This window comes from Neorhizobium sp. 05N33, assembly GCF_056397445.1.
Map to the genome: position 1 here is coordinate 109,350 of NZ_JBFTNK010000010.1, position 17,731 is coordinate 127,080.

Below are 17,731 nucleotides of genomic sequence, written 5' to 3' on the forward strand. Positions count from 1 at the left end.
GCAGTTTATGTCAGGCGCGGCCCTTCACGGAAGGGCTGAACACCATCAGGCTCAGGATTTCGAACAATATCTGGGCGCCTGCATGGGCGGTGTTGTTGGTCGCGTCATATTGCGGCGCCACCTCGACGACGTCGCCGCCGACGATATTGATGCCCTTGAGACCGCGGACGAGTTCCAGCACTTCGCGAGTGGTGAGCCCGCCGATTTCGGGCGTGCCGGTGCCGGGCGCAAAGCTCGGGTCGAGGCTGTCGATATCGAAGGAGAGATAGGTCGGGCCATCGCCGACGATTGTCTTGGCCTTTTCGATGATCGCCGGCAGCCCCATGCCGGTCACTTCCTCTGCGTGGATGACGGTCATGCCGGACTCGTAGGAGAACTCCCAGAGATATTCGGCTGCCCCGCGGATGCCGATCTGGATCGTCCGGGTGGGGTCGAGCACTCCGTCGAGCACCGCGTTGCGGAACGGGCCGCCGTGGTGAAACTTGGTCTCGTCGAAAAAGCCGCTCGTATCGCAATGGGCGTCGATATGGATCATGCCGACCGGCGCCTTTTTGCCGACCGCCTTCAGAATCGGATGGGTGATCGAATGATCGCCGCCGACCGAGAGCGGCAATACTCCGGCATCGACGATCTGGCCCACGCGCTTTTCGATGTCGTCGTGGCTCATTTCCAGCCGATAGCGGCTGCGGAAGGGCACGTCGCCGATATCGGCGACGTTCAGTTCATAGATCGGTGCGCATTCCAGCACGTGGTTATAGGGTCCGACGCGCTCGATCGTGCGTAATGCCCGAGGCCCGAAACGCGAGCCCGGCCGGTTGGTGACCCCGAGATCCATCGGCATGCCGAGCATCGCCACCTGCAGGTCGCCGAAATCGGGGTTCTCCGCATCGAGCGGCCTGTAGGGCGCATCGAGAAGCGTGGGAATACCCGCATAGGGCGCGACGCGAGTGCCGGCCTTGTCGAAGATCTTCTCTCCGACCTTTTTGAATTTCGGGTCAAATATCTCGCCACCCCGGCTGTCGAGGTATTTTGCGCGCAATTCGCCGAGCTTCTTCGCGTCGAATGTCATGATCGCCTCGCCTGTCTGCAGGGCCGCTTGTGCGCAGCCTAATTTTTGTTCCACCGGGCTTGCCGCCCTTGTTTTCATCATTATCCGTCAGGTGCGGGTGGAAAAGCAATTGAGATTGTTCTAGCAGTCAGTGTGAGAAAAACTAACACTTAGGTTCAATCCAAGGAATGAAATGACCAACCGGCTGCCGCCCCTCAACCCGCTGCGCGCCTTTGAGGCGACCGCCCGCCGCGGTTCGGTTTCGGCGGCGGCGCGCGAGCTCAACGTCACCCATGGGGCGGTCAGCCACCAGATCAAGGCGCTGGAAAGCTCGCTGCAGGTCTCGCTGTTCGAACGCGGCGCCAAGCGTCTGAAGCTCACCTCGGAGGGCGCTCTCTTGCTGCCCGCGGTGAGCCAGGCGTTCGGCGAGATCGCTGCCGCGACGGCGCTGATGAAGCGGCCGGCGACATCAGGCGAACTGTCGATCACCTGCGTGCCGGCGCTGCTGTCCTTCTGGATCGTGCCGCGCCTCAATTCCTTCACCGAGCAGTTTCCGGGCGTTAGGCTGAAGCTTGCCGCCTCCAACGACCCGGCCGTGCTGCATTCCTCGGATGTCGACGTCGCCGTCCTATATGGCGACGGCAACTGGCCGGACGCCTGGACGCGGCTCTGGAGCAACCTGCAGCTCTTTCCGGTCGCCAGCCCGACCCTGCTCAACAGCCGGCCGCTGCGTTCGATGCGTGATCTCGAAGATCATGTCCTGCTGCATGGCGATGCGGACGGGCGCGAATGGAACACCTGGCTTTCGGCCGCTGATGCCGTCGATCTGCCGCGCCGGCAGCAATATTTCATGGGCGACGCCCGGTTTTCGACGGAGGCCGCGCTGCACGGCCAGGGGATTGCGCTCGGCGACACGATCACTGCCAGCAAGCTGATTGCCCGCGGCGAACTGGTCGTACCTTTCGACTTGAGTGTGCCGGCCAACGACGCCTTCTACGTCGCCTGCCGGCCGGCCATGCGTTCGGCGCCGATCGTGCGGGTCTTTATCGACTGGCTGTTCGCCTCGCTGGAGGCCGATCAGCTCGCCGAACCGCATACCTCGGCCCGCACGCTGTTGCGCAGCCGCCGCGCCTGATATCTATCCCGCATCTATTGTCCGGGCGATCAGGCGAGCGGAGTTTACCTCGTCGGCGAACCCGGCTAAGCGGGTTTCAAAAACTTGCCCTTGTTGCTCATCTATCGATTTCAGAGTGTCCGATGCTTCGCCGTTTTTTCTCATATTACCGGCCCTATCGCGGCCTTTTCATCCTCGATTTCGGCTGTGCGATCATTTCCGGCGTGCTGGAACTGGGTTTTCCGATGGCGGTAAAGCTGTTCGTCGACCGGCTTCTTCTCAGCCAGGAATGGCTGCTGATCCTGCTCGCCTCGGCGGCGCTGCTGGTGATCTATGCGATCAATACCGGCCTGATGGCGATCGTCACCTATTGGGGCCACATGCTCGGCATTAATATCGAGACCGACATGCGCCGCGCCGCCTTCAATCATCTGCAGAAACTCTCGTTCAGCTATTTCGACAACCAGAAGACCGGCCATATCGTCGGGCGTCTCACCAAGGACCTGGAAGAGATCGGCGAGGTTGCCCATCACGGACCGGAAGACCTGTTCATCGCCATCATGACCTTTGCCGGCGCTCTCGCGCTGATGTTCTCGGTCAACCCGCAGCTGGCGATGATCACCGCTTTCGTCGTGCCGCTGACCGCCTGGGTCACCAGCCATTTCGGCGGCCGCATGACCCATAATTTTCGTAGGCTGTTTCAACGTGTGGGTGATTTTAATGCCCGCATCGAGGAGAATGTCGGCGGCATCCGCGTCGTGCAGGCCTTCGCCAACGAGCAACACGAACGGAAACTGTTCGAACAGGACAATCAGAATTACCGGCGCGTCAAGCTCGATGCCTATAAGCTGATGGCGGCGAGCAGCTCGCTCAGCTACATGAGCATGCGGCTGACCCAGATGGTGGTGATGATCGCCGGCGCCTATTTCGTGCTGTCGGGCGAACTGACCGCCGGCGGCTTCATCGGTTTCCTGCTGCTGGTGGGCGTGTTCTTCCGGCCGGTCGAGAAGATCAATTCGGTGATCGAGACCTATCCGAAGGGCATTGCCGGTTTCCGCCGCTTCACCGAACTGATCGATACCGAACCGGATATTGCCGATGCGCCCGATGCGGTCGATGTCGACCATCTCAAGGGCGAAATCGCCTATCAGAACGTCTCCTTCGGCTACAGCCCGCACAAGCCGGTGCTCGAAAACGTCAATCTTTCGATCCGCGCCGGCGAGACGATCGCCTTCGTCGGCCCTTCGGGCGCGGGCAAGACGACGATCTGCTCGCTGCTGCCACGCTTCTACGAGATTGGCGGCGGCAGCATCACCATCGACGGCATGGACATCCGCGCGATGACGAAAGTGTCGCTGCGCCAGCAGATCGGCATCGTCCAGCAGGACGTCTTCCTGTTCGGCGGGACGATCCGCGAAAACATCGCCTATGGCCGCCTCGGCGCCAGCGAAGCGGATATTATCGAGGCGGCGCGGCAGGCGCGGCTGGAAGAAATGCTCGCGGGCCTGCCGCAGGGGCTCGATACGGTGATCGGCGAGCGCGGCGTGAAACTCTCGGGCGGCCAGAAGCAGCGCGTCGCGATCGCCCGCATGTTCTTGAAAAACCCGCCGATCCTGATCCTCGACGAGGCCACCTCGGCGCTCGACACGGAGACGGAGCGCGCCATCCAGCGCTCGCTCGCCGAGCTCTCGCAAGGCCGCACGACGCTCATCATCGCCCACCGCCTCGCCACCATCCAGGGCGCCGACCGCATCGTCGTCATCGACGGCAACGGCATCCTCGAACAAGGCACGCACCAGGACCTGATCGCCAAACGCGGTGCCTACACCCGGCTGCATGCGGCTCAGGTGGGGATGATGTAACGCGCAGGACTGATAGTCGGTCCTTTCAACCGCATTGCAGGAATATCCGTTTTATCTATAATGGATAAAACGGAGCCATAAAATGAAAGTTACGTCCACCGAATTTCAGCAAAATGTCGGCCGCTATCAGGATGCGGCCCAGCGCTCGCCCGTTGCTATAACCAAGAACGGCCGGACCCATACGGTCCTGGTATCCGCAGAATTCTTCGATCTGGCGATCAAGGGCCGCATTGCTCGCAATGTGGAAGATCTGGATGAAGATACGCTGAAGGCCATCGCAAACAGCAGCGTGTCCGTCGACCATGCAGACCTCGATGATCTGCTGAAAGACTGGAAAGCGTGAGCCTTCCTGTCCCGCGACCAGGCCTCGTTATTTGTTACTCTTATCTTTGGGCAGTTGAAAGTCGACGCGGACTTGAGGAGGGCGCCAAGAACCGGCCCTGTGCCATCGTCGCGGCGCGCCAAGAACCGGCCCTGTGCCATCGTCGCGGCGCGCCAAGTCATCGAAGGTCGGGAAGTGGTGACGGTAGTACCGGTCACTCACGCTCCTCCGCACGATCCGGCCGATGCAGTCGAAATCCCGGTGGCACTCAAGGCGCATCTGGGGTTGGACGATATCCCATCTTGGATCGTGGTGACGGAAGCGAACGATTTTATCTGGCCAGGCCCGGACTTGAGGCCGGTGCCCGGTTCAAAACCTGCTCGCTACGAATTCGGAATTTTGCCACCGCGCTTCTTTGCACATCTCCGCGACAAGATTCTGGAAGCTCACCGGCGCCGTCGTTTCGGCCAGGTTGGGCGCACTGAGTAGTGCTATCGTATACAGACTGATTCACCGCCGCCGGACCGCATGGAAACTTCGCTTTATCTCCCCGTCAAAACCTTTCTCGAAAGCTTCGGATACGAGGTGAAGGGGGAAGTGGGCGGCTGCGATCTGGTGGGGTTGAGCGAGGCGGATCCGCCGGTTGTGGTGATCTGCGAGCTGAAGCTCACCTTCAATCTCGAACTGATCCTGCAGGCGGTCGACCGGGCAGGTGTTTCGGACGAGGTCTGGATCGCTGCGCGGATTTCCGCCAAGGGCCGGGGCCGGGAGGCGGACAAGCGGTATCGCGATCTCTGCCGCCGGCTGGGCATCGGCATGCTTGGTGTCTCCGATCAGGGCGAGGTCAGCGTGCTGGTCAGTTCGGTCTCGCCGATGCCGCGCACCAATCCGAAACGGCGCACGCGGCTCGTCAGGGAACATCGCAAGCGCCGCGGCGATCCGGCCGTCGGCGGCAGCACCAAGGTGCCGGTGATGACCGCCTATCGCCAGCAGGCGCTCGCCTGCGCTTCGGCGCTGAGCGGCGGACCGCTCCGCCCGCGCGACCTGAAGCAAGCGGCATCCACTGCCGGCGCGATCCTGCGCGCCAATTATTATGGCTGGTTCGAACGGATCGACAAGGGCGTCTACGGACTGACGGAGGTCGGGCGGCAGGCGCTGCAGCGGTGGCCGCAGGCGGTGCCTGGCGACGTCGAATTTTAATTGCACCAACGGAAAAGCCGCCCGCTTCGAACGCGGGCGGCTTTGATAATCTCTCGTGCGGGAGGCTTAAGGCCGTGTGCCGGTGCCGCCCGTTGCGCCGCCAGCCGGCGGAGTTGCCGGAGTGGCATTGTTAGCCGGCGGGGCTGCCGGGGTCATCGGAGCCGGTGCGGGAGACGACTTGGAGTTGTCGGTTACCGGCGGGTTGGTCGAAGACGTGGTCTGCTGGTCGGTCGAGGAGCCGCCCATCTGCGACCATACGAATGCGCCGACCAGAATGACGGCGATCACCGCCACCCACGGTACCCACGAAGAACTGCTGCTCCGAACTTCAGTGGTCCGGAGGTCCGGATCACGGGTCTCGAACTTTCTGTCATTGGGATCATAAGTCATGCTTGCTTCCTCCTTCTGCAGCCGGATAATGCCTCGATACGCCTTTGGTTCCCGATTTCGTGAACCGGGAAATCCAGGCTGTGCCGAATTAACGCGCAAATCTCTTGGCGCCCGCCACGCAGGCAACCACCGCAAGCGTCGCTGCGAACATGCCGAGATTGACCTTTTCGCCGAGGAGTGCGGCGGCCAGGACCAGGCCGAAAAAGGGTTGCAGAAGCTGCAGCTGGCTCACTCCGGCAATGCCGCCGAGCGCCAGGCCGCGATACCAGAAGATGAAGCCGATCAGCATGCTGAACAGCGACACATAGGCAAGACCGAACCAGGACGTGCTGTCGAGATCTGGCAGCGAGACCGGCATCACCGCAATCGACAGGGCCAGCATCACAGGCAGGGAAAGCGCCAGCGCCCAGGAGATGACCTGCCAGCCGCCGAGTTTGCGCGACAGGCTGGCGCCTTCCGCATAGCCGAGCCCGCAGGCGAGGATCGCTCCGAGCATCAGGAGATCGCCGACCGAGGAGGCGGCCTCTTCCTGAAACAGCGCGAAACCGGCAACGATGGCGCTGCCGAGGCAGGAGAACAACCAGAAGACGGCCTTCGGGCGCTCGCCGCCCCGGAGCACCCCAAAGATCGCCGTCGACAGCGGCAGCAGGCCGACGAACACGATGGAATGGGCCGAGGTGATGTGTTTCAGCGCCAGCGCCGTCAGCAGCGGGAAACCGATGACGACGCCCAACGAGACGATGGCGAGCGGCAGGAGATCGGAGCGCGCCGGGCGTCTTTCGCGAAAGGCGAGCAGCAGGCATATGGCGAGCAACCCGGCGATCGTGGCGCGGGCCACGGTCAGGAACAGCGGATCGAAATCCGCAACGGCAATGCGGGTCGCGGGAAGCGACCCGCTGAAGATCAGAACGCCAACGAAACCGCTGATCCAGCCGCTTGTCGTGTTGTTCATCGAAAGTCTCCTGTATTGGGCGAAGCATCGCCCTTGAACGTCTCCCTTGGACGTTCTTCGCAGACATTCCTTGGGTATTTTCCCGCTATCGGCCGGAAGCCATGGTGGCGCCAGAGACAATGCGATACAATTTCCAGAAACTGTTATGGTTTGTGGAGCAGTACGGTGGATGCAAGGGCGGATCAGAAGGGCGGTGGCCAGCGTATAGGCGCCGTCATGGCGGAGATCCGCAGTCGCATCGCCGGGCGCGGGCTGGTGCCCGGCGCGCGGCTTCCTTCGGTACGGGCCTTCGCCAAGGCGATGCATGTCTCCGCCTCGACGGTGGTGGAGGCGTATGAGCGGCTGGCCGCCGAGGGGCTGATCCGCTCGCGACCCGGATCGGGTTTCTACGTGTCGACGCCGCTGGCGCCGCTGTCGCTCTCCGAGATCGGCCCGAAGCTCGACAGGGCTGTCGATCCGTTCTGGGTGTCACGCCAGGCGCTGGAGGAGGGTGACCTGTTGAAGCCCGGCTGCGGCTGGCTGCCGTCCTCCTGGATGCCGGAGGCGGCGATCCGGAAGGCTTTGCGCAGCCTGTCGCGCAGCGAGGGCCGGGTCCTGTCCGACTACGGTACGCCGCTCGGCTCGCCGCAATTGCGGCAGCTCCTCTCCCGGCGAATGGGCGAACACGGCATACCGGCCGCTCCGGACCAGATCATCCTCACTGAATCCGGCACCCAGGCGATCGACCTTCTCTGCCGTTTCCTGATCGAGCCGGGCGATGCGGTCCTGGTCGACGATCCCTGTTATTTCAATTTCCATGCCCTGCTGCGTGCGCATCGCGCAAAAGTCGTCGGCGTGCCGATGACGTCGGCCGGGCCGGATGTCGAGGCTTTCGGAAACGCGATCGAGGAGCACAAGCCGCGGCTCTACATCACCAATTCGGCAATCCACAATCCGACCGGCGCCACGCTTTCGCCGGTCGTGGCGCACCGGCTGCTGAAACTCGCCGACCGCGCCGGCCTGACGATCATCGAGGACGATATCTTCGCCGACCTGGAACACGAGCCGGCGCCGCGGCTCGCGGCCTTCGACGGGCTCGACCGGGTGGTGCATATCGGCAGCTTTTCGAAGACGCTGTCGGCTTCGGTGCGCTGCGGCTTCATCGCCGCCAGGCCGGAATGGATCGAGGGCCTGGTCGACCTGAAGATCGCCACCAGCTTCGCGGCGGGCCGGTTGTCCTCGGAGCTCGTCTTGCTGCTGCTGACCGACGGCAGCTACCGGAAACATCTGGAAGAACTGCGTGTCCGGCTGTCGCGGGCAATGGACGCGACGACGGGCCGGCTGGCAACGCTCGGCATCACCCCCTGGCTTCAGCCGCGCGCCGGTCTGTTTCTCTGGTGCAGGCTTCCGAACGGGATAGAGGCCGCGGATGTGGCGCGCGCCTGCCTTGCCGACAATATCGTGCTCGCCCCCGGCAACGCATTCAGCCTCTCCCAGAATGCCGGAAGTTTCCTGCGCTTCAACGTCGCGCAGTCGGAGGATGAGAGGATATTCCGGAGTCTCGGACGGGCGCTCGGCCGTTGTGGTTAACAATGAGTTGACAGCTGTCAACCGGGCTCAGGGGGCCGCCTGCCGTCGTGCTCAGTTCTGCGCCAGCGTCGTGCGCGGCCCGATCCAGCTGTGCCACTGCTCTTCCGAGCCATGGAAGACGTTGAGGTCGATCTTGCCGGCGACGCCGTGCGACAGGCCGGAGCCGGAATATTGCCAGAATAGCCATTTGCGGCCCGGATAGACCTTGGAGGGATGCTGCGCAACGGCACGCAGCCAGAAGGGATAGTTGAGAAGCTCGCCCGACAGGTTGTCCTCGTAGAAATCCGGCGCCGTATAGATGATCGGCCGCTGGCCGTAATAGCGCTCCAGCTTGTCCATGAAGACCTGCATCTTGTCGAGCACCCGGGCGCGCGAAAGCTTTGCCTTGCAGTTCGACTCGCCATTCCATTCGACGTCGATGACCGGCGGCAGCGCGTCCGGATCGCGCGGCACGTTTCGGATGAACCAGTCGGCCTGTTCGCCGGCGGTGCGGCACCAGTAGAAGAAGTGGTAGGCGCCGCGCTTGATGCCGGCTTCCTTGGCCCCGCGCCAATTGGTCTTGAACATCGGATCGAGATGGTCGCCGCCGTCGGTCGCCTTGATATAGGCGAAGTTGGCCCCTTGCGTCCTCAGCTTCGCCCAGTCGATATCGCCCTGCCAGCGCGACACGTCGACGCCGTGGACGGCATAACTTCTCGGCGACACTCTGCCGAAATTGATCGGCTTGGCATCGCGGAACTGGCGGCTGTAGATCTGCATGCGACCGCGGCGGGGGGCGGGTTCCGCCTCCGGACTGTCGGGCATCAGCATGGCGACCGGTCGCTCGGCGGGAAGCGGCATGCCGACCGTCGTTTCCCGCACGAAGGCTTGCGGCTCCGGCATCGGACCGGTCCAGGCGATATCCTGCTGTGGCGGTGCCTGCCGCTGGGGTGTTTGCGGTGGGCTGATCCGGGAGGTCTTGCCTACACCGACCGATGGAACGGGGGCGGCGGGCAGGTCGACGGAGCCTGTCTTCTCCTGCGTCGCGACGCCGGCCACCAGCTCTTCCGGTCCGGATGTCGAGGCGCAGCCCGCCAAGGCGAAGCAGGTGACGAGGAGTGCTGGCACAGCCGATAAACGCATTTGATAACCCGTACGCAAAACAACGAAGACGGCCGCCCCTTGCCGTCAAAAACCCCTGACAGGAATTGCTAACGGAAAATTACCAAAAAATGCTGAATCCAATCTTTACGCGCGGCGATGTTCTGAAATCAGACGCGCGGCGTGATCAACCGGGCTGGATTTCCCGCAACCGTGGCGCCCGCCGGCACGTCCCGCGTCACCACCGAGCCGGCGCCGACGATCGCCCCGTCGCCGATCGTGATGCCGCCGAGGATGATCGCGCTGCCGCCGATCCAGACGTCGGCGCCGATGTCGATCGGACGGGCAATCTCGTGGCCCTCGGCGCGCAGGGTGGGGTCGCGGTGGTGATCGGCGCAATAGATCTGCACGCCAGGTCCCAGCATCGAGCGGGCACCGATCCTGACCGGTGCGCTATCGAGGATCGTGCAGCCGGCATTCAGATAGACGCCTTGCCCAAGAAAGACGTTGAAGCCGTAGGCGCAGTGGAAGGGGGCTTCCAGAAAAGCGTCCGGGGCTGCGCCGAACAGCGCCCGCAGGGCAGGCGCCATCGCGCCGCGTTCAGTGGGCGGCATGGTGTTGTGCGCATGGACGGCAATACGCGCCTTGTTCCTCAACCCGTCGAGTTCCGGGTCCAAACAGCAATACCACTCGCCGGCCGCCATCTTTTCGCGCTCGCTCGCCATACCGTCTTCCCCGCTGGCTTCTCGTGCTTCACCGTTCCGCGCCGGCCTTGATCCGGGCCGTCTCACGCCGCGCGACGCTTTCCGCCGGCCACATCGCCTTGGAGCTGTAATAGTTCTCGAACACATTGGCGCCTTCCGGCAGGCCCACCCAGGCGACTTTCGAACGCGTGAAGATATGCACGTCCGGTGAGAATTCGTCGCGCCTTTCGAGCGTCTGGACCCGGATGAACAACATCCATCTGCGTCGGCCATAATCGCTCCAGACCGCTGTCTGGCACTCTGGGCAGCGGTAGATGTCGTGGGGCAGGCCGCTATCGGTCTTCATGGCGATAGCAACCGGCTCCGTGCCGGTCACCTCCACGCGATCGGCCTCGATGAGGGCGTTGATCGCAAAGGCGCCGCCCGTCTGCTGCTGACAGTCGGTGCAATGGCAGCAATGGATGAACATCGGCCGCCCATGCATGCGATAACGCACGTTGCCGCAGAAGCAGCCGCCCTTGAATAGTTCGCTCATCTTCCGTCCGGGCTCCCTTCGGATTACGCATGCCGAATATGAAATATTCTTCAGCCCTCCCGCAATGCAAAATGAAGAAGACGAGACCGGCATGTTCTGCTTTAACTCCGGCAGCAACGACATGAGCAGGATCAACGCATGACGAAAGAGCGGGTTGGTATCGTCGGCCTCGGCCGGATGGGCAGTGCCATGGCCGAGCGCCTTGCAACGCAGGGCTTTTCGGTGACGGGCTGGACACGCAGCGGGCTTTCCGGAGAAAAGGCCTCGGCGCTCGGGATTGCTGCCTCGGCCGGCCTGGCTTCGCTTTTCGACGCCTCGGATATCGTCATCCTTGCCCTGCTCGACGATGCCGCCGTGCACGCCGTGCTCGATGAACTGGCCGCCGCCGCGCCGGCTGGCAAGCTGGTCGTCGATACCAGCACCGTCAGCCCCGAGACGCTGCGTGTCCATCAAGATGCGATGGGCAAGGCAGGTGCGGCACTTCTCGACGCACCGATTTCCGGCGGGCCGGAAATGCTCCTGGCAGGCACGGCCGGTCTTTATATCGGAGGCGCGGAAAAGGACTTTCAGCGGTTCCTGCCGGTGGCCGAGGTGCTTTCGAACCGTATCCATCACGTCGGCGGACTGGGCGACGGGGCATCGGCGAAACTCGTCAACAACATGATGCTGATGGGGCTGTGGCAGATCATGAAGGAAGCCGTCGAGCTCGGCGGCAAGGCTGGGCTCGGGCGCGGCAAGATGATCGAGATCCTGTCCGGCAGTCCGGCTGCAAGCCCGGCCATGCGGTCGCGGCTTCCGGTCATCCTCGGCGAGACCGAGGCGGTCGGGTTTCCGGTCTCCGGCGTGCTGAAGGATATGGGCGTGGTTCTTGATCTTGCCCGCGGTCTTGGCGTCGCGACACCGGCCATCGAGGCGGCGCGCGCCAGTTTCGAGAATGCCGCGGCGCTCGGATATGGCGACGCCGATCTCGCCACCGTGGTGCGGCTGGCACTCGAAGGCAAAGGCTGAGCCCGGGGCGGCCCAGCCTTTCCTGAAGTTCAGAGCGTCCGGCCGAGGCGGGCGTCGACCGAGTGGCTATTGCCGCCGCGCAGAGCGAAGAACAGGAAGATCGCTGCCCAGAGGATAGACTTTTCGGCGCCGGCGAGACCCTGGTTCTGGACGATGCCGTGGAAATAGACGGTGACCAGAAGCACGATCATCGCCGCGAAGGAGGCGGGACGGGTGAAGAGGCCGATGGTGACGAGAATGCCGCCGAAGAATTCCGTGGCGGAAAGCAGCGGCGACCAGAAGACGCCCGGATAAAAACCGAGGCTTTCGACCATGCCGACCGCGCCGAACGGGTTGGTGATCTTGCCGAAACCGTGGGTGACCAGCAGCACGCCGGCTGCGACGCGCAGGATCGTCTCGACGATCTCGTGGCCGGAGGTATAGACAGGAGCGAGCGCCGGAATGATCAGCCGGGAGCGGGTGGTGGATTGAAGAGCCATGGGACCTCTTTCTTTGAAAACGACGCGACCGTCGTCGCAGGAGCTTCAAATTGACGTTCGCACCCTTTCTGTCGAGGTCCGCGCGTTCAAAAACTTGACCGTTCCGGTTGACAATATCGTGAGACCGAATTGACTTGGGTAGAAGGCGAAACATCATGGAAAAACCGCGCATTACGATTCTTTATTGCACCCAGTGCAACTGGCTGCTGCGGGCCGGCTGGATGGCGCAGGAGCTTTTGCAGACCTTTGGCGATGCGCTCGGCGAGGTGGCGCTGATCCCCGGCACCGGCGGCAATTTCGAGATCCAGGTGAACGGGACGCTCATCTGGGAGCGCAAGCGCGACGGCGGGTTTCCTGGCCCCAAGGAATTGAAGCAGCGGGTGCGCGATATGATCGACCCCGACCGCGATCTCGGCCACCTGGACCGCAAGGCGACCGAAGACGGCGGCAGTTGAGACCGCCCGTGACAGATCCGTGAAGGTTTTTTGGCGACGGGCGCGGAAACTTCAAAAAGCCAGTTGACAGGGGAAGGTCACACCCGTACATGGCTCTCCGTCGCCCAGATGGCGGAATTGGTAGACGCGCCAGCTTCAGGTGCTGGTACCCGAAAGGGTGTGGAGGTTCGAGTCCTCTTCTGGGCACCATTCCGATTTGATCCCTACCAAGATCAAATACTTAAGCCTTTCCAAACTATTGCGCATTGGCTGCCTTGTAACAAAGGCCTGTAACAATGCGCTTCAGGCTCGTCCGCCCGATGGTTACGAAAGGCTCATCGAATCCGCATTTCGTAAAGCGGATATCCGTCAGATATCCGAGACGTCCTCGTCGGCCGAAAGCTGGTCATTCCGCTGGGCGAGGAGGTTGTGGAATTCGCCGTTACCGCCTTTGCCTATGCTCGGATTTGCAACGGAGGGGCAGTATTAGGAACGGCTCCTCGCCCTCATAGAAGGCGACAATCCGATGCTTTGCTCGCCATTTTTCTATGTGGTCGCGCCCAGGGTCTCGCACTGTGCTCATGCTTGATTTTGCCGTCGTCCTCCTGCGCGGGACAAAACCACCCGCGTGAAACCTATCCTTCGGTATGGGCATGTCCCATCCTTGGCTTGATCGATCCCAACCCTGCCATCCCTTAGGTTGTGCTGCATTGCTGACCGATTTTGGGCTTGTTCCGCGCCCATGGAGGATCTCATGTCGCATACCGAAATAGGCCTACAAGCCCAAAAAGGCTTTCCACCTTCTGTTGCCGGTGCCGCGGCTACGGGTCGCCTGCCGGATTCCATGCCTGGCACGGTTCATGATCTGGGCAATCTCATACAGGTTGCGGTATCCGCATTGAACATCCTCTCCCGCAACGCTCATCTGGCAGCGGACCCGAGTCTGCCGCCCATCGTTGCCAGTGCGAGAATGTCTCTCGGACGCGCCGGAGCGCTTGTGGAGCAGACCCTCCGCCGGGCACGCGAGGGAGAGACCTCGGTGGAAGCCGTCAGCGTCGCTGGCTGCCTGACGGAGCTTAGGGAGTTGGTCGAAACCATCTGGCAGCCCGAAATCCGGCTCGACCTGCAGGTGGAGCCGAATCTGCCGCCCCTGACCTGCAGTCGGATCAACTTGCAGGGCGCCGTCATGAACCTGCTGACGAATGCGCGCGATGCCATGCCGGATGGAGGGACTATCGCACTTGCCGCGCGAAGCGCGGGAAAAGGCGGATATGCGGCGGCCGTCGAGATAGAGATCGTGGACAACGGCCTCGGCATGAGCCCGGATACGCTGCTGCGTGCCTTCGAGCCCTTCTTCACAACAAGAGCGACGGGGCTTGGCGGCTTCGGCTTGCCGGTGGTCAAGCGGTTCGTCGAGGACGTGGGAGGACATATCGCCGTCGAAAGCAAACTCAATGCCGGCACGCAAGTCACCCTGTATCTGCCGATTGCCGAACGCCGATGACGGCTTAAGCGGAAGTGAAAGACGTTACCGTCTCCGGCGGCGGCTGATTTCCGTGCAGCGAATGTTGCGCTTCGCCGGCCAGTTCAAATTAGTGCTTGCCAGCCATAACGCGGACAACTATAGTCCGAGTTATGGCGCATATGACGGCAGGTGTGGAATACGGACTGCATTGTCTCCTGTGGTTGGCGAGTTCGCCCGGAACGCCGCTCAGCAGCCGCGACCTGGCGGATTTTCAGGGAGTTTCCCGGAGTTTTCTGGCGAAGGTATTTCCGAAGCTGGAAAAGGCGGGGATCGTGTCCGCCTCCGAGGGCATCAACGGGGGATATCTGCTCGCAAGGCAGCCCGGAGATATCACGGTTCTGGAGGTTGTCGATGCGATCGAAGGTAAGAAACCCTTGTTCGACTGCCAGGAGATCCGCGGCCGCTGCGCCGTATATCGGGAGCGGCCGCCGTCATGGGCAACGAAAGGCGTATGCGCAATCCACGCGGTGATGTTGCGCGCGGAGAAGGCGATGCGGGATTCGCTTGCGAGCCAGACGCTGGCCGATATTGCCGGCGACCTCGGTGGAAAGGCGCCGCCGGAATTCTCTGACGACGTCCGCAAATGGCTTGCGGATAGAACAAAGGGCCGGACCCGAAGCGGTGCAACAGAAGACAGAGCGTTGTCCTGACGGGCTGGGGACGCGTGACATGGATTGCGGCTGGCAATTGCAGCCAGGCGGAGTTGAGATGCTGCCGCTCCGGCAGATAGGGGACCCAGATTGATGAAGGATATATTTATCTTGGCCGGCAACGGCGCCCTTCACTTGTCGGGGTGCGTTCGGTCGCAGGGCGGTAAGGCGAGCGCGCTGCGCATAGTAGCACCTATAATCTGCCTTCTCGGGAGATGATCAGATGGCAACCTCAGCTGTCGTTGCAGATAATCCGCTGGTTCTCGTCGTCGATGATGATGAAGACGTTCGTAACTCCCTTCAGGAACTCATGGAATCTGTCGGGCTTGATGTCGCCTGTTTCCCGTCGCCCAGGGAACTGTTGAGCGCCGGTCTCCCCGATCGGCCCGGCTGCCTGGTGCTGGATGTCAGAATGCCCGGCGCGAGTGGTCTTGACTTGCAGCATCAACTCTCGGCGCGCGGAATTACGAAACCCATCGTCTTTCTCACGGGATACGGCGACATTCCGATGACGGTGCAAGCCATGAAGGCCGGCGCCGTCGATTTCCTGACGAAACCGGTGCGCGACCAGACGTTGTTGGACGCCGTGATTGCAGGCATTCAGCGGGACGTGGAGCAGAGGGCGCAGGCGGAGAACATCCATCAGCATTCCAGCCGGTTCGCGACGCTGACGCCGCGCGAACGTCAGGTACTTCGTGAAGTTGCGCGCGGCCGCCTCAACAAACAGATCGCTTTCGAACTCGGGATCAGCGAGATCACCGTTAAACTCCACCGCAGCAATGTAATGCGCAAGATGCGGGCTATTTCCATCGGCGAACTCATTCGCGCCTGGGATTCATTGCCCTCCAGTCTTCGCGAGACGCCGCAGGCTTGAGTCTGCGCAATACTATCCTCACAACCAAAAGCTGCCCCCCGAAGCGACTAGTCTTGGCGCATAAGCGCCGGACGCCTCTTCCTTCGCCACAGGGCCCTGAAGGCTGGGGAATGTCTTCGAGCTTTAGCCGCCGATCATCGGCGAAGCATGAGCCCCTCGCTCGCCGCGGGAGCGATTGCCCTGAGTTCAGGCAGGATAATCTAATCACCCGATCTATCCTACCTGTACTCTGGGACTAGATGGTCGATGCCTCTGTTCGATAGGCTGGCGGCCCGCCGTGACGCATTCTCCTGACCGGTCGAAGAGGCTCTAACAGGAGACATAAGATGCGCGATATCATCAAAACTCTGACGCTCGCCGCAACGGTGGGCACGGCAGTTGCGGCATTCGCACAGGCCGCGGAACCGCGAGCCAAGCCGACGATCGTGCTGGTGCACGGCGCATTCGCCGAGTCGTCGAGCTGGAACGGCGTGATCGGTGCGCTCGCCAAGGACGGCTATACGGCGATCGCCGCTGCCAATCCGCTCCGCAGCGTTGCCAGCGATGCCGCGACTGTCGCAAGCGTCCTCCGCTCGATTTCGGGACCGGTCGTGCTGGTCGGTCATTCCTACGGTGGCCCGGTCATCACCGAAGCGGCGAACGGAAATTCGAATGTGAAGGCCTTGGTCTACGTCGCCGCCTTTGCTCCGGAGACCGGTGAATCCAGCGCGAGCCTTTCGGGAAAATTTCCCGGCAGCACGCTGGGGGACGCGTTGACGACGACTGCGCTGCCGGGCGGCGGCCAAGATCTTTACATCCGGCCGGACCGGTTCCACGATCAGTTTGCCGCCGACGTGCCCGAAGACGCGGCGCGGCTGATGGCGGCCACCCAGCGCCCAATCGCGCAGGCCGCATTGGCCGAACCGTCGGGCGCCGCCTCTTGGAAGACGCTGCCTTCCTACGCGATTTACGGTTCCGCCGATCGCAACATCCCGCCAGCCGTGATGAGCTTCATGGCGAAGCGAGCGCATGCGGTGAAGACCATCGTCATCGAGGGCGGTTCGCATGCCCTGACGGTCTCGCATCCCAAGGAAATAGCCTCTCTGATCGAGGAAGCAGCCTCGGCGGAATAACGCCGGCAGCAGACCCGCAACTCAATATCAAACTTGAAACCAGGAGATAGGACATGAAGATCGTCGTTATTGGAGGCACGGGCCTCATTGGTTCGAAAACCGTCGAACGGCTTCGCAAGAAGGGACATGAGGTGCTTGCTGCATCTCCAAATTCGGGCGTGAACACAGTGACTGGAGAAGGTCTTGCTGGAGCTCTGACCGGTGCCGAGGTGGTTATCGACCTGGCGAACTCGCCGTCCTTCGACGAGAAAGCCGCCATGGAATTTTTCGATGCAGCTGGTCGCAACCTCTTTGCGGCGGAAAAGACCGCAGGCGTTCGTCATCATGTCGCGTTGTCAGTCGTCGGCACGGACCGTATGCAGGCGATGGGATATTTCCGCGCCAAGCTGCGTCAGGAAGAGCATATCCGCAGCTCAGGAGTGCCTTACACAATCGTCCATGCCACCCAGTTCTTCGAGTTCGTGGGTGCCATCGCCCAGTCGGCAACCGAAGGAACGAATGTTCGCGTGCCGACGGGCGCTTTTCAGCCGATCGCAGCAGACAACGTTGCCGACGCCATGGCTGATGCCGCTCTAGCCGAACCGGCGAACGGTATGATCGAGATCGCCGGCCCCGAGCGCGCACCGATGAATGAATTCATCGGGCGTTACCTCAAGGCCACCCACGATCCGCGTACCATCCTCGCCGATCCGCATGCCCGTTATTTCGAGGTCGAGATCGACGACCGGACACTGGTTCCGGATGCCGGCGCCCGCCTTGGCGCGATTCGCTTCGAGGACTGGCTCCAGTCCCCTGCCGCCCAGAAAAAGTAAGCGACTCCCTCGCAAATTCCTCCCGGCTTCACCGGTCTTTCGGGTTGGCAAGCCTTATTTA

At 62.2% G+C, this 17,731-nt stretch carries 20 protein-coding genes and 1 tRNA gene; 14 read left to right on the forward strand and 7 right to left on the reverse strand.

From position 1 onward, the window contains the following. Positions 1-10: 10 nt before the first annotated feature. Positions 11-1,069 carry an agmatinase gene (speB, locus tag AC1DLT_RS22600; RefSeq protein WP_477488240.1) on the reverse strand — a complete coding sequence of 353 codons (1,059 nt, stop codon included), beginning with the start codon at positions 1,067-1,069 and terminating at the stop codon, positions 11-13. 172 nt (positions 1,070-1,241) lie between these two features. Here speB and AC1DLT_RS22605 point away from each other — a divergent pair, with 172 nt between their 5' ends. From AC1DLT_RS22605 to AC1DLT_RS22625, 5 genes are all read left to right on the forward strand, one after another. Next, positions 1,242-2,183 carry a LysR substrate-binding domain-containing protein gene (locus tag AC1DLT_RS22605; RefSeq protein WP_041364027.1) on the forward strand — a complete coding sequence of 314 codons (942 nt, stop codon included), beginning with the start codon at positions 1,242-1,244 and terminating at the stop codon, positions 2,181-2,183. A gap of 122 nt (positions 2,184-2,305) precedes the next feature. Beyond that, the gene (locus AC1DLT_RS22610; protein WP_477488241.1) at positions 2,306-4,024 is read left to right on the forward strand and encodes an ABC transporter ATP-binding protein; all 1,719 of its coding nucleotides are present in this window, start codon (positions 2,306-2,308) and stop codon (positions 4,022-4,024) included. An 82-nt stretch (positions 4,025-4,106) separates the two neighbouring features. After that, entirely contained in the window at positions 4,107-4,367 is a 261-nt protein-coding gene (locus AC1DLT_RS22615) for a type II toxin-antitoxin system prevent-host-death family antitoxin (protein ID WP_247035913.1), read from the forward strand. Between the two features lie 99 nt (positions 4,368-4,466). Further along, positions 4,467-4,835, forward strand: coding sequence for a hypothetical protein (locus tag AC1DLT_RS22620; RefSeq protein ID WP_477488242.1), 369 nt, complete (start codon positions 4,467-4,469; stop codon positions 4,833-4,835). Positions 4,836-4,874: 39 nt separating this feature from the next. Next, the gene (locus AC1DLT_RS22625) at positions 4,875-5,546 is read left to right on the forward strand and encodes a DUF2161 domain-containing phosphodiesterase (protein WP_477488243.1); all 672 of its coding nucleotides are present in this window, start codon (positions 4,875-4,877) and stop codon (positions 5,544-5,546) included. 66 nt (positions 5,547-5,612) lie between these two features. Here the strand turns inward: AC1DLT_RS22625 and AC1DLT_RS22630 are convergent, their stop codons facing one another. After that, entirely contained in the window at positions 5,613-5,936 is a 324-nt protein-coding gene (locus AC1DLT_RS22630; RefSeq protein WP_247035905.1) for a hypothetical protein, read from the reverse strand. Positions 5,937-6,024: 88 nt separating this feature from the next. Continuing rightward, positions 6,025-6,888, reverse strand: a complete 864-nt coding sequence (locus AC1DLT_RS22635) for a DMT family transporter (RefSeq protein ID WP_040124100.1) — start codon at positions 6,886-6,888, stop codon at positions 6,025-6,027. A gap of 216 nt (positions 6,889-7,104) precedes the next feature. Between AC1DLT_RS22635 and AC1DLT_RS22640 the strand changes: the two genes are divergently transcribed. After that, on the forward strand, positions 7,105-8,457 hold the full coding sequence (locus AC1DLT_RS22640) for an aminotransferase-like domain-containing protein (protein WP_477488287.1): 1,353 nt from the start codon (positions 7,105-7,107) through the stop codon (positions 8,455-8,457). Positions 8,458-8,508: 51 nt separating this feature from the next. On the opposite strand, the gene AC1DLT_RS22645 is transcribed toward AC1DLT_RS22640, so the two are convergent. The 3 genes from AC1DLT_RS22645 to AC1DLT_RS22655 all read right to left on the reverse strand — a co-directional run bounded on the left by AC1DLT_RS22645 (position 8,509) and on the right by AC1DLT_RS22655 (position 10,776). Further along, complete coding sequence (locus AC1DLT_RS22645; RefSeq protein ID WP_477488244.1) at positions 8,509-9,579, reverse strand: glycoside hydrolase family 25 protein; 1,071 nt, start codon at positions 9,577-9,579, stop codon at positions 8,509-8,511. 128 nt (positions 9,580-9,707) lie between these two features. Then, the gene (locus AC1DLT_RS22650; RefSeq protein ID WP_477488245.1) at positions 9,708-10,262 is read right to left on the reverse strand and encodes a sugar O-acetyltransferase; all 555 of its coding nucleotides are present in this window, start codon (positions 10,260-10,262) and stop codon (positions 9,708-9,710) included. A gap of 28 nt (positions 10,263-10,290) precedes the next feature. Beyond that, complete coding sequence (locus AC1DLT_RS22655; protein WP_477488246.1) at positions 10,291-10,776, reverse strand: GFA family protein; 486 nt, start codon at positions 10,774-10,776, stop codon at positions 10,291-10,293. A 138-nt stretch (positions 10,777-10,914) separates the two neighbouring features. On the opposite strand from AC1DLT_RS22655, the gene AC1DLT_RS22660 reads away from it, so the two are divergent. Beyond that, positions 10,915-11,784 (forward strand): NAD(P)-dependent oxidoreductase, encoded by an 870-nt coding sequence (locus AC1DLT_RS22660; protein ID WP_477488247.1) that lies wholly within the window; start codon positions 10,915-10,917, stop codon positions 11,782-11,784. A gap of 29 nt (positions 11,785-11,813) precedes the next feature. Here AC1DLT_RS22660 and AC1DLT_RS22665 read toward each other — a convergent pair whose 3' ends face one another. Then, complete coding sequence (locus AC1DLT_RS22665) at positions 11,814-12,263, reverse strand: DoxX family protein (RefSeq protein ID WP_477488248.1); 450 nt, start codon at positions 12,261-12,263, stop codon at positions 11,814-11,816. Between the two features lie 152 nt (positions 12,264-12,415). Here AC1DLT_RS22665 and AC1DLT_RS22670 point away from each other — a divergent pair, with 152 nt between their 5' ends. The 7 genes from AC1DLT_RS22670 (at position 12,416) to AC1DLT_RS22700 (ending at position 17,670) form a co-directional block, all read left to right on the forward strand. Beyond that, on the forward strand, positions 12,416-12,718 hold the full coding sequence (locus tag AC1DLT_RS22670) for an Rdx family protein (protein ID WP_040125684.1): 303 nt from the start codon (positions 12,416-12,418) through the stop codon (positions 12,716-12,718). Positions 12,719-12,820: 102 nt separating this feature from the next. Continuing rightward, a tRNA-Leu gene (locus AC1DLT_RS22675) sits at positions 12,821-12,907 on the forward strand. A gap of 544 nt (positions 12,908-13,451) precedes the next feature. Beyond that, a complete protein-coding gene (locus AC1DLT_RS22680) occupies positions 13,452-14,201 on the forward strand; it encodes a sensor histidine kinase (protein WP_477488249.1) in 750 nt (249 codons plus the stop codon). Positions 14,202-14,332: 131 nt separating this feature from the next. Then, positions 14,333-14,872: an RrF2 family transcriptional regulator gene (locus AC1DLT_RS22685; protein ID WP_477488250.1), complete on the forward strand. Its 540-nt coding sequence runs from the start codon at positions 14,333-14,335 to the stop codon at positions 14,870-14,872. A gap of 223 nt (positions 14,873-15,095) precedes the next feature. Continuing rightward, complete coding sequence (locus AC1DLT_RS22690) at positions 15,096-15,746, forward strand: response regulator transcription factor (protein WP_247033831.1); 651 nt, start codon at positions 15,096-15,098, stop codon at positions 15,744-15,746. A gap of 326 nt (positions 15,747-16,072) precedes the next feature. Further along, the gene (locus AC1DLT_RS22695; RefSeq protein ID WP_477488251.1) at positions 16,073-16,858 is read left to right on the forward strand and encodes an alpha/beta fold hydrolase; all 786 of its coding nucleotides are present in this window, start codon (positions 16,073-16,075) and stop codon (positions 16,856-16,858) included. A gap of 53 nt (positions 16,859-16,911) precedes the next feature. Continuing rightward, a complete protein-coding gene (locus AC1DLT_RS22700) occupies positions 16,912-17,670 on the forward strand; it encodes an SDR family oxidoreductase (RefSeq protein WP_247136559.1) in 759 nt (252 codons plus the stop codon). Positions 17,671-17,731: the final 61 nt, after the last annotated feature.

Bases quoted from the DNA above. Each gene is read 5' to 3' on its own strand.
- speB (WP_477488240.1), bottom strand. From the start codon at position 1,069: ATGACATTCGACGCGAAGAAGCTCGGCGAATTGCGCGCAAAATACCTC.
- AC1DLT_RS22605 (WP_041364027.1), top strand. From the start codon at position 1,242: ATGACCAACCGGCTGCCGCCCCTCAACCCGCTGCGCGCCTTTGAGGCG.
- AC1DLT_RS22610 (WP_477488241.1), top strand. From the start codon at position 2,306: ATGCTTCGCCGTTTTTTCTCATATTACCGGCCCTATCGCGGCCTTTTC.
- AC1DLT_RS22615 (WP_247035913.1), top strand. From the start codon at position 4,107: ATGAAAGTTACGTCCACCGAATTTCAGCAAAATGTCGGCCGCTATCAG.
- AC1DLT_RS22625 (WP_477488243.1), top strand. From the start codon at position 4,875: ATGGAAACTTCGCTTTATCTCCCCGTCAAAACCTTTCTCGAAAGCTTC.
- AC1DLT_RS22630 (WP_247035905.1), bottom strand. From the start codon at position 5,936: ATGACTTATGATCCCAATGACAGAAAGTTCGAGACCCGTGATCCGGAC.
- AC1DLT_RS22635 (WP_040124100.1), bottom strand. From the start codon at position 6,888: ATGAACAACACGACAAGCGGCTGGATCAGCGGTTTCGTTGGCGTTCTG.
- AC1DLT_RS22640 (WP_477488287.1), top strand. From the start codon at position 7,105: ATGGCGGAGATCCGCAGTCGCATCGCCGGGCGCGGGCTGGTGCCCGGC.
- AC1DLT_RS22645 (WP_477488244.1), bottom strand. From the start codon at position 9,579: ATGCGTTTATCGGCTGTGCCAGCACTCCTCGTCACCTGCTTCGCCTTG.
- AC1DLT_RS22650 (WP_477488245.1), bottom strand. From the start codon at position 10,262: ATGGCGAGCGAGCGCGAAAAGATGGCGGCCGGCGAGTGGTATTGCTGT.
- AC1DLT_RS22655 (WP_477488246.1), bottom strand. From the start codon at position 10,776: ATGAGCGAACTATTCAAGGGCGGCTGCTTCTGCGGCAACGTGCGTTAT.
- AC1DLT_RS22660 (WP_477488247.1), top strand. From the start codon at position 10,915: ATGACGAAAGAGCGGGTTGGTATCGTCGGCCTCGGCCGGATGGGCAGT.
- AC1DLT_RS22665 (WP_477488248.1), bottom strand. From the start codon at position 12,263: ATGGCTCTTCAATCCACCACCCGCTCCCGGCTGATCATTCCGGCGCTC.
- AC1DLT_RS22680 (WP_477488249.1), top strand. From the start codon at position 13,452: ATGTCGCATACCGAAATAGGCCTACAAGCCCAAAAAGGCTTTCCACCT.
- AC1DLT_RS22685 (WP_477488250.1), top strand. From the start codon at position 14,333: ATGGCGCATATGACGGCAGGTGTGGAATACGGACTGCATTGTCTCCTG.
- AC1DLT_RS22690 (WP_247033831.1), top strand. From the start codon at position 15,096: ATGGCAACCTCAGCTGTCGTTGCAGATAATCCGCTGGTTCTCGTCGTC.
- AC1DLT_RS22695 (WP_477488251.1), top strand. From the start codon at position 16,073: ATGCGCGATATCATCAAAACTCTGACGCTCGCCGCAACGGTGGGCACG.
- AC1DLT_RS22700 (WP_247136559.1), top strand. From the start codon at position 16,912: ATGAAGATCGTCGTTATTGGAGGCACGGGCCTCATTGGTTCGAAAACC.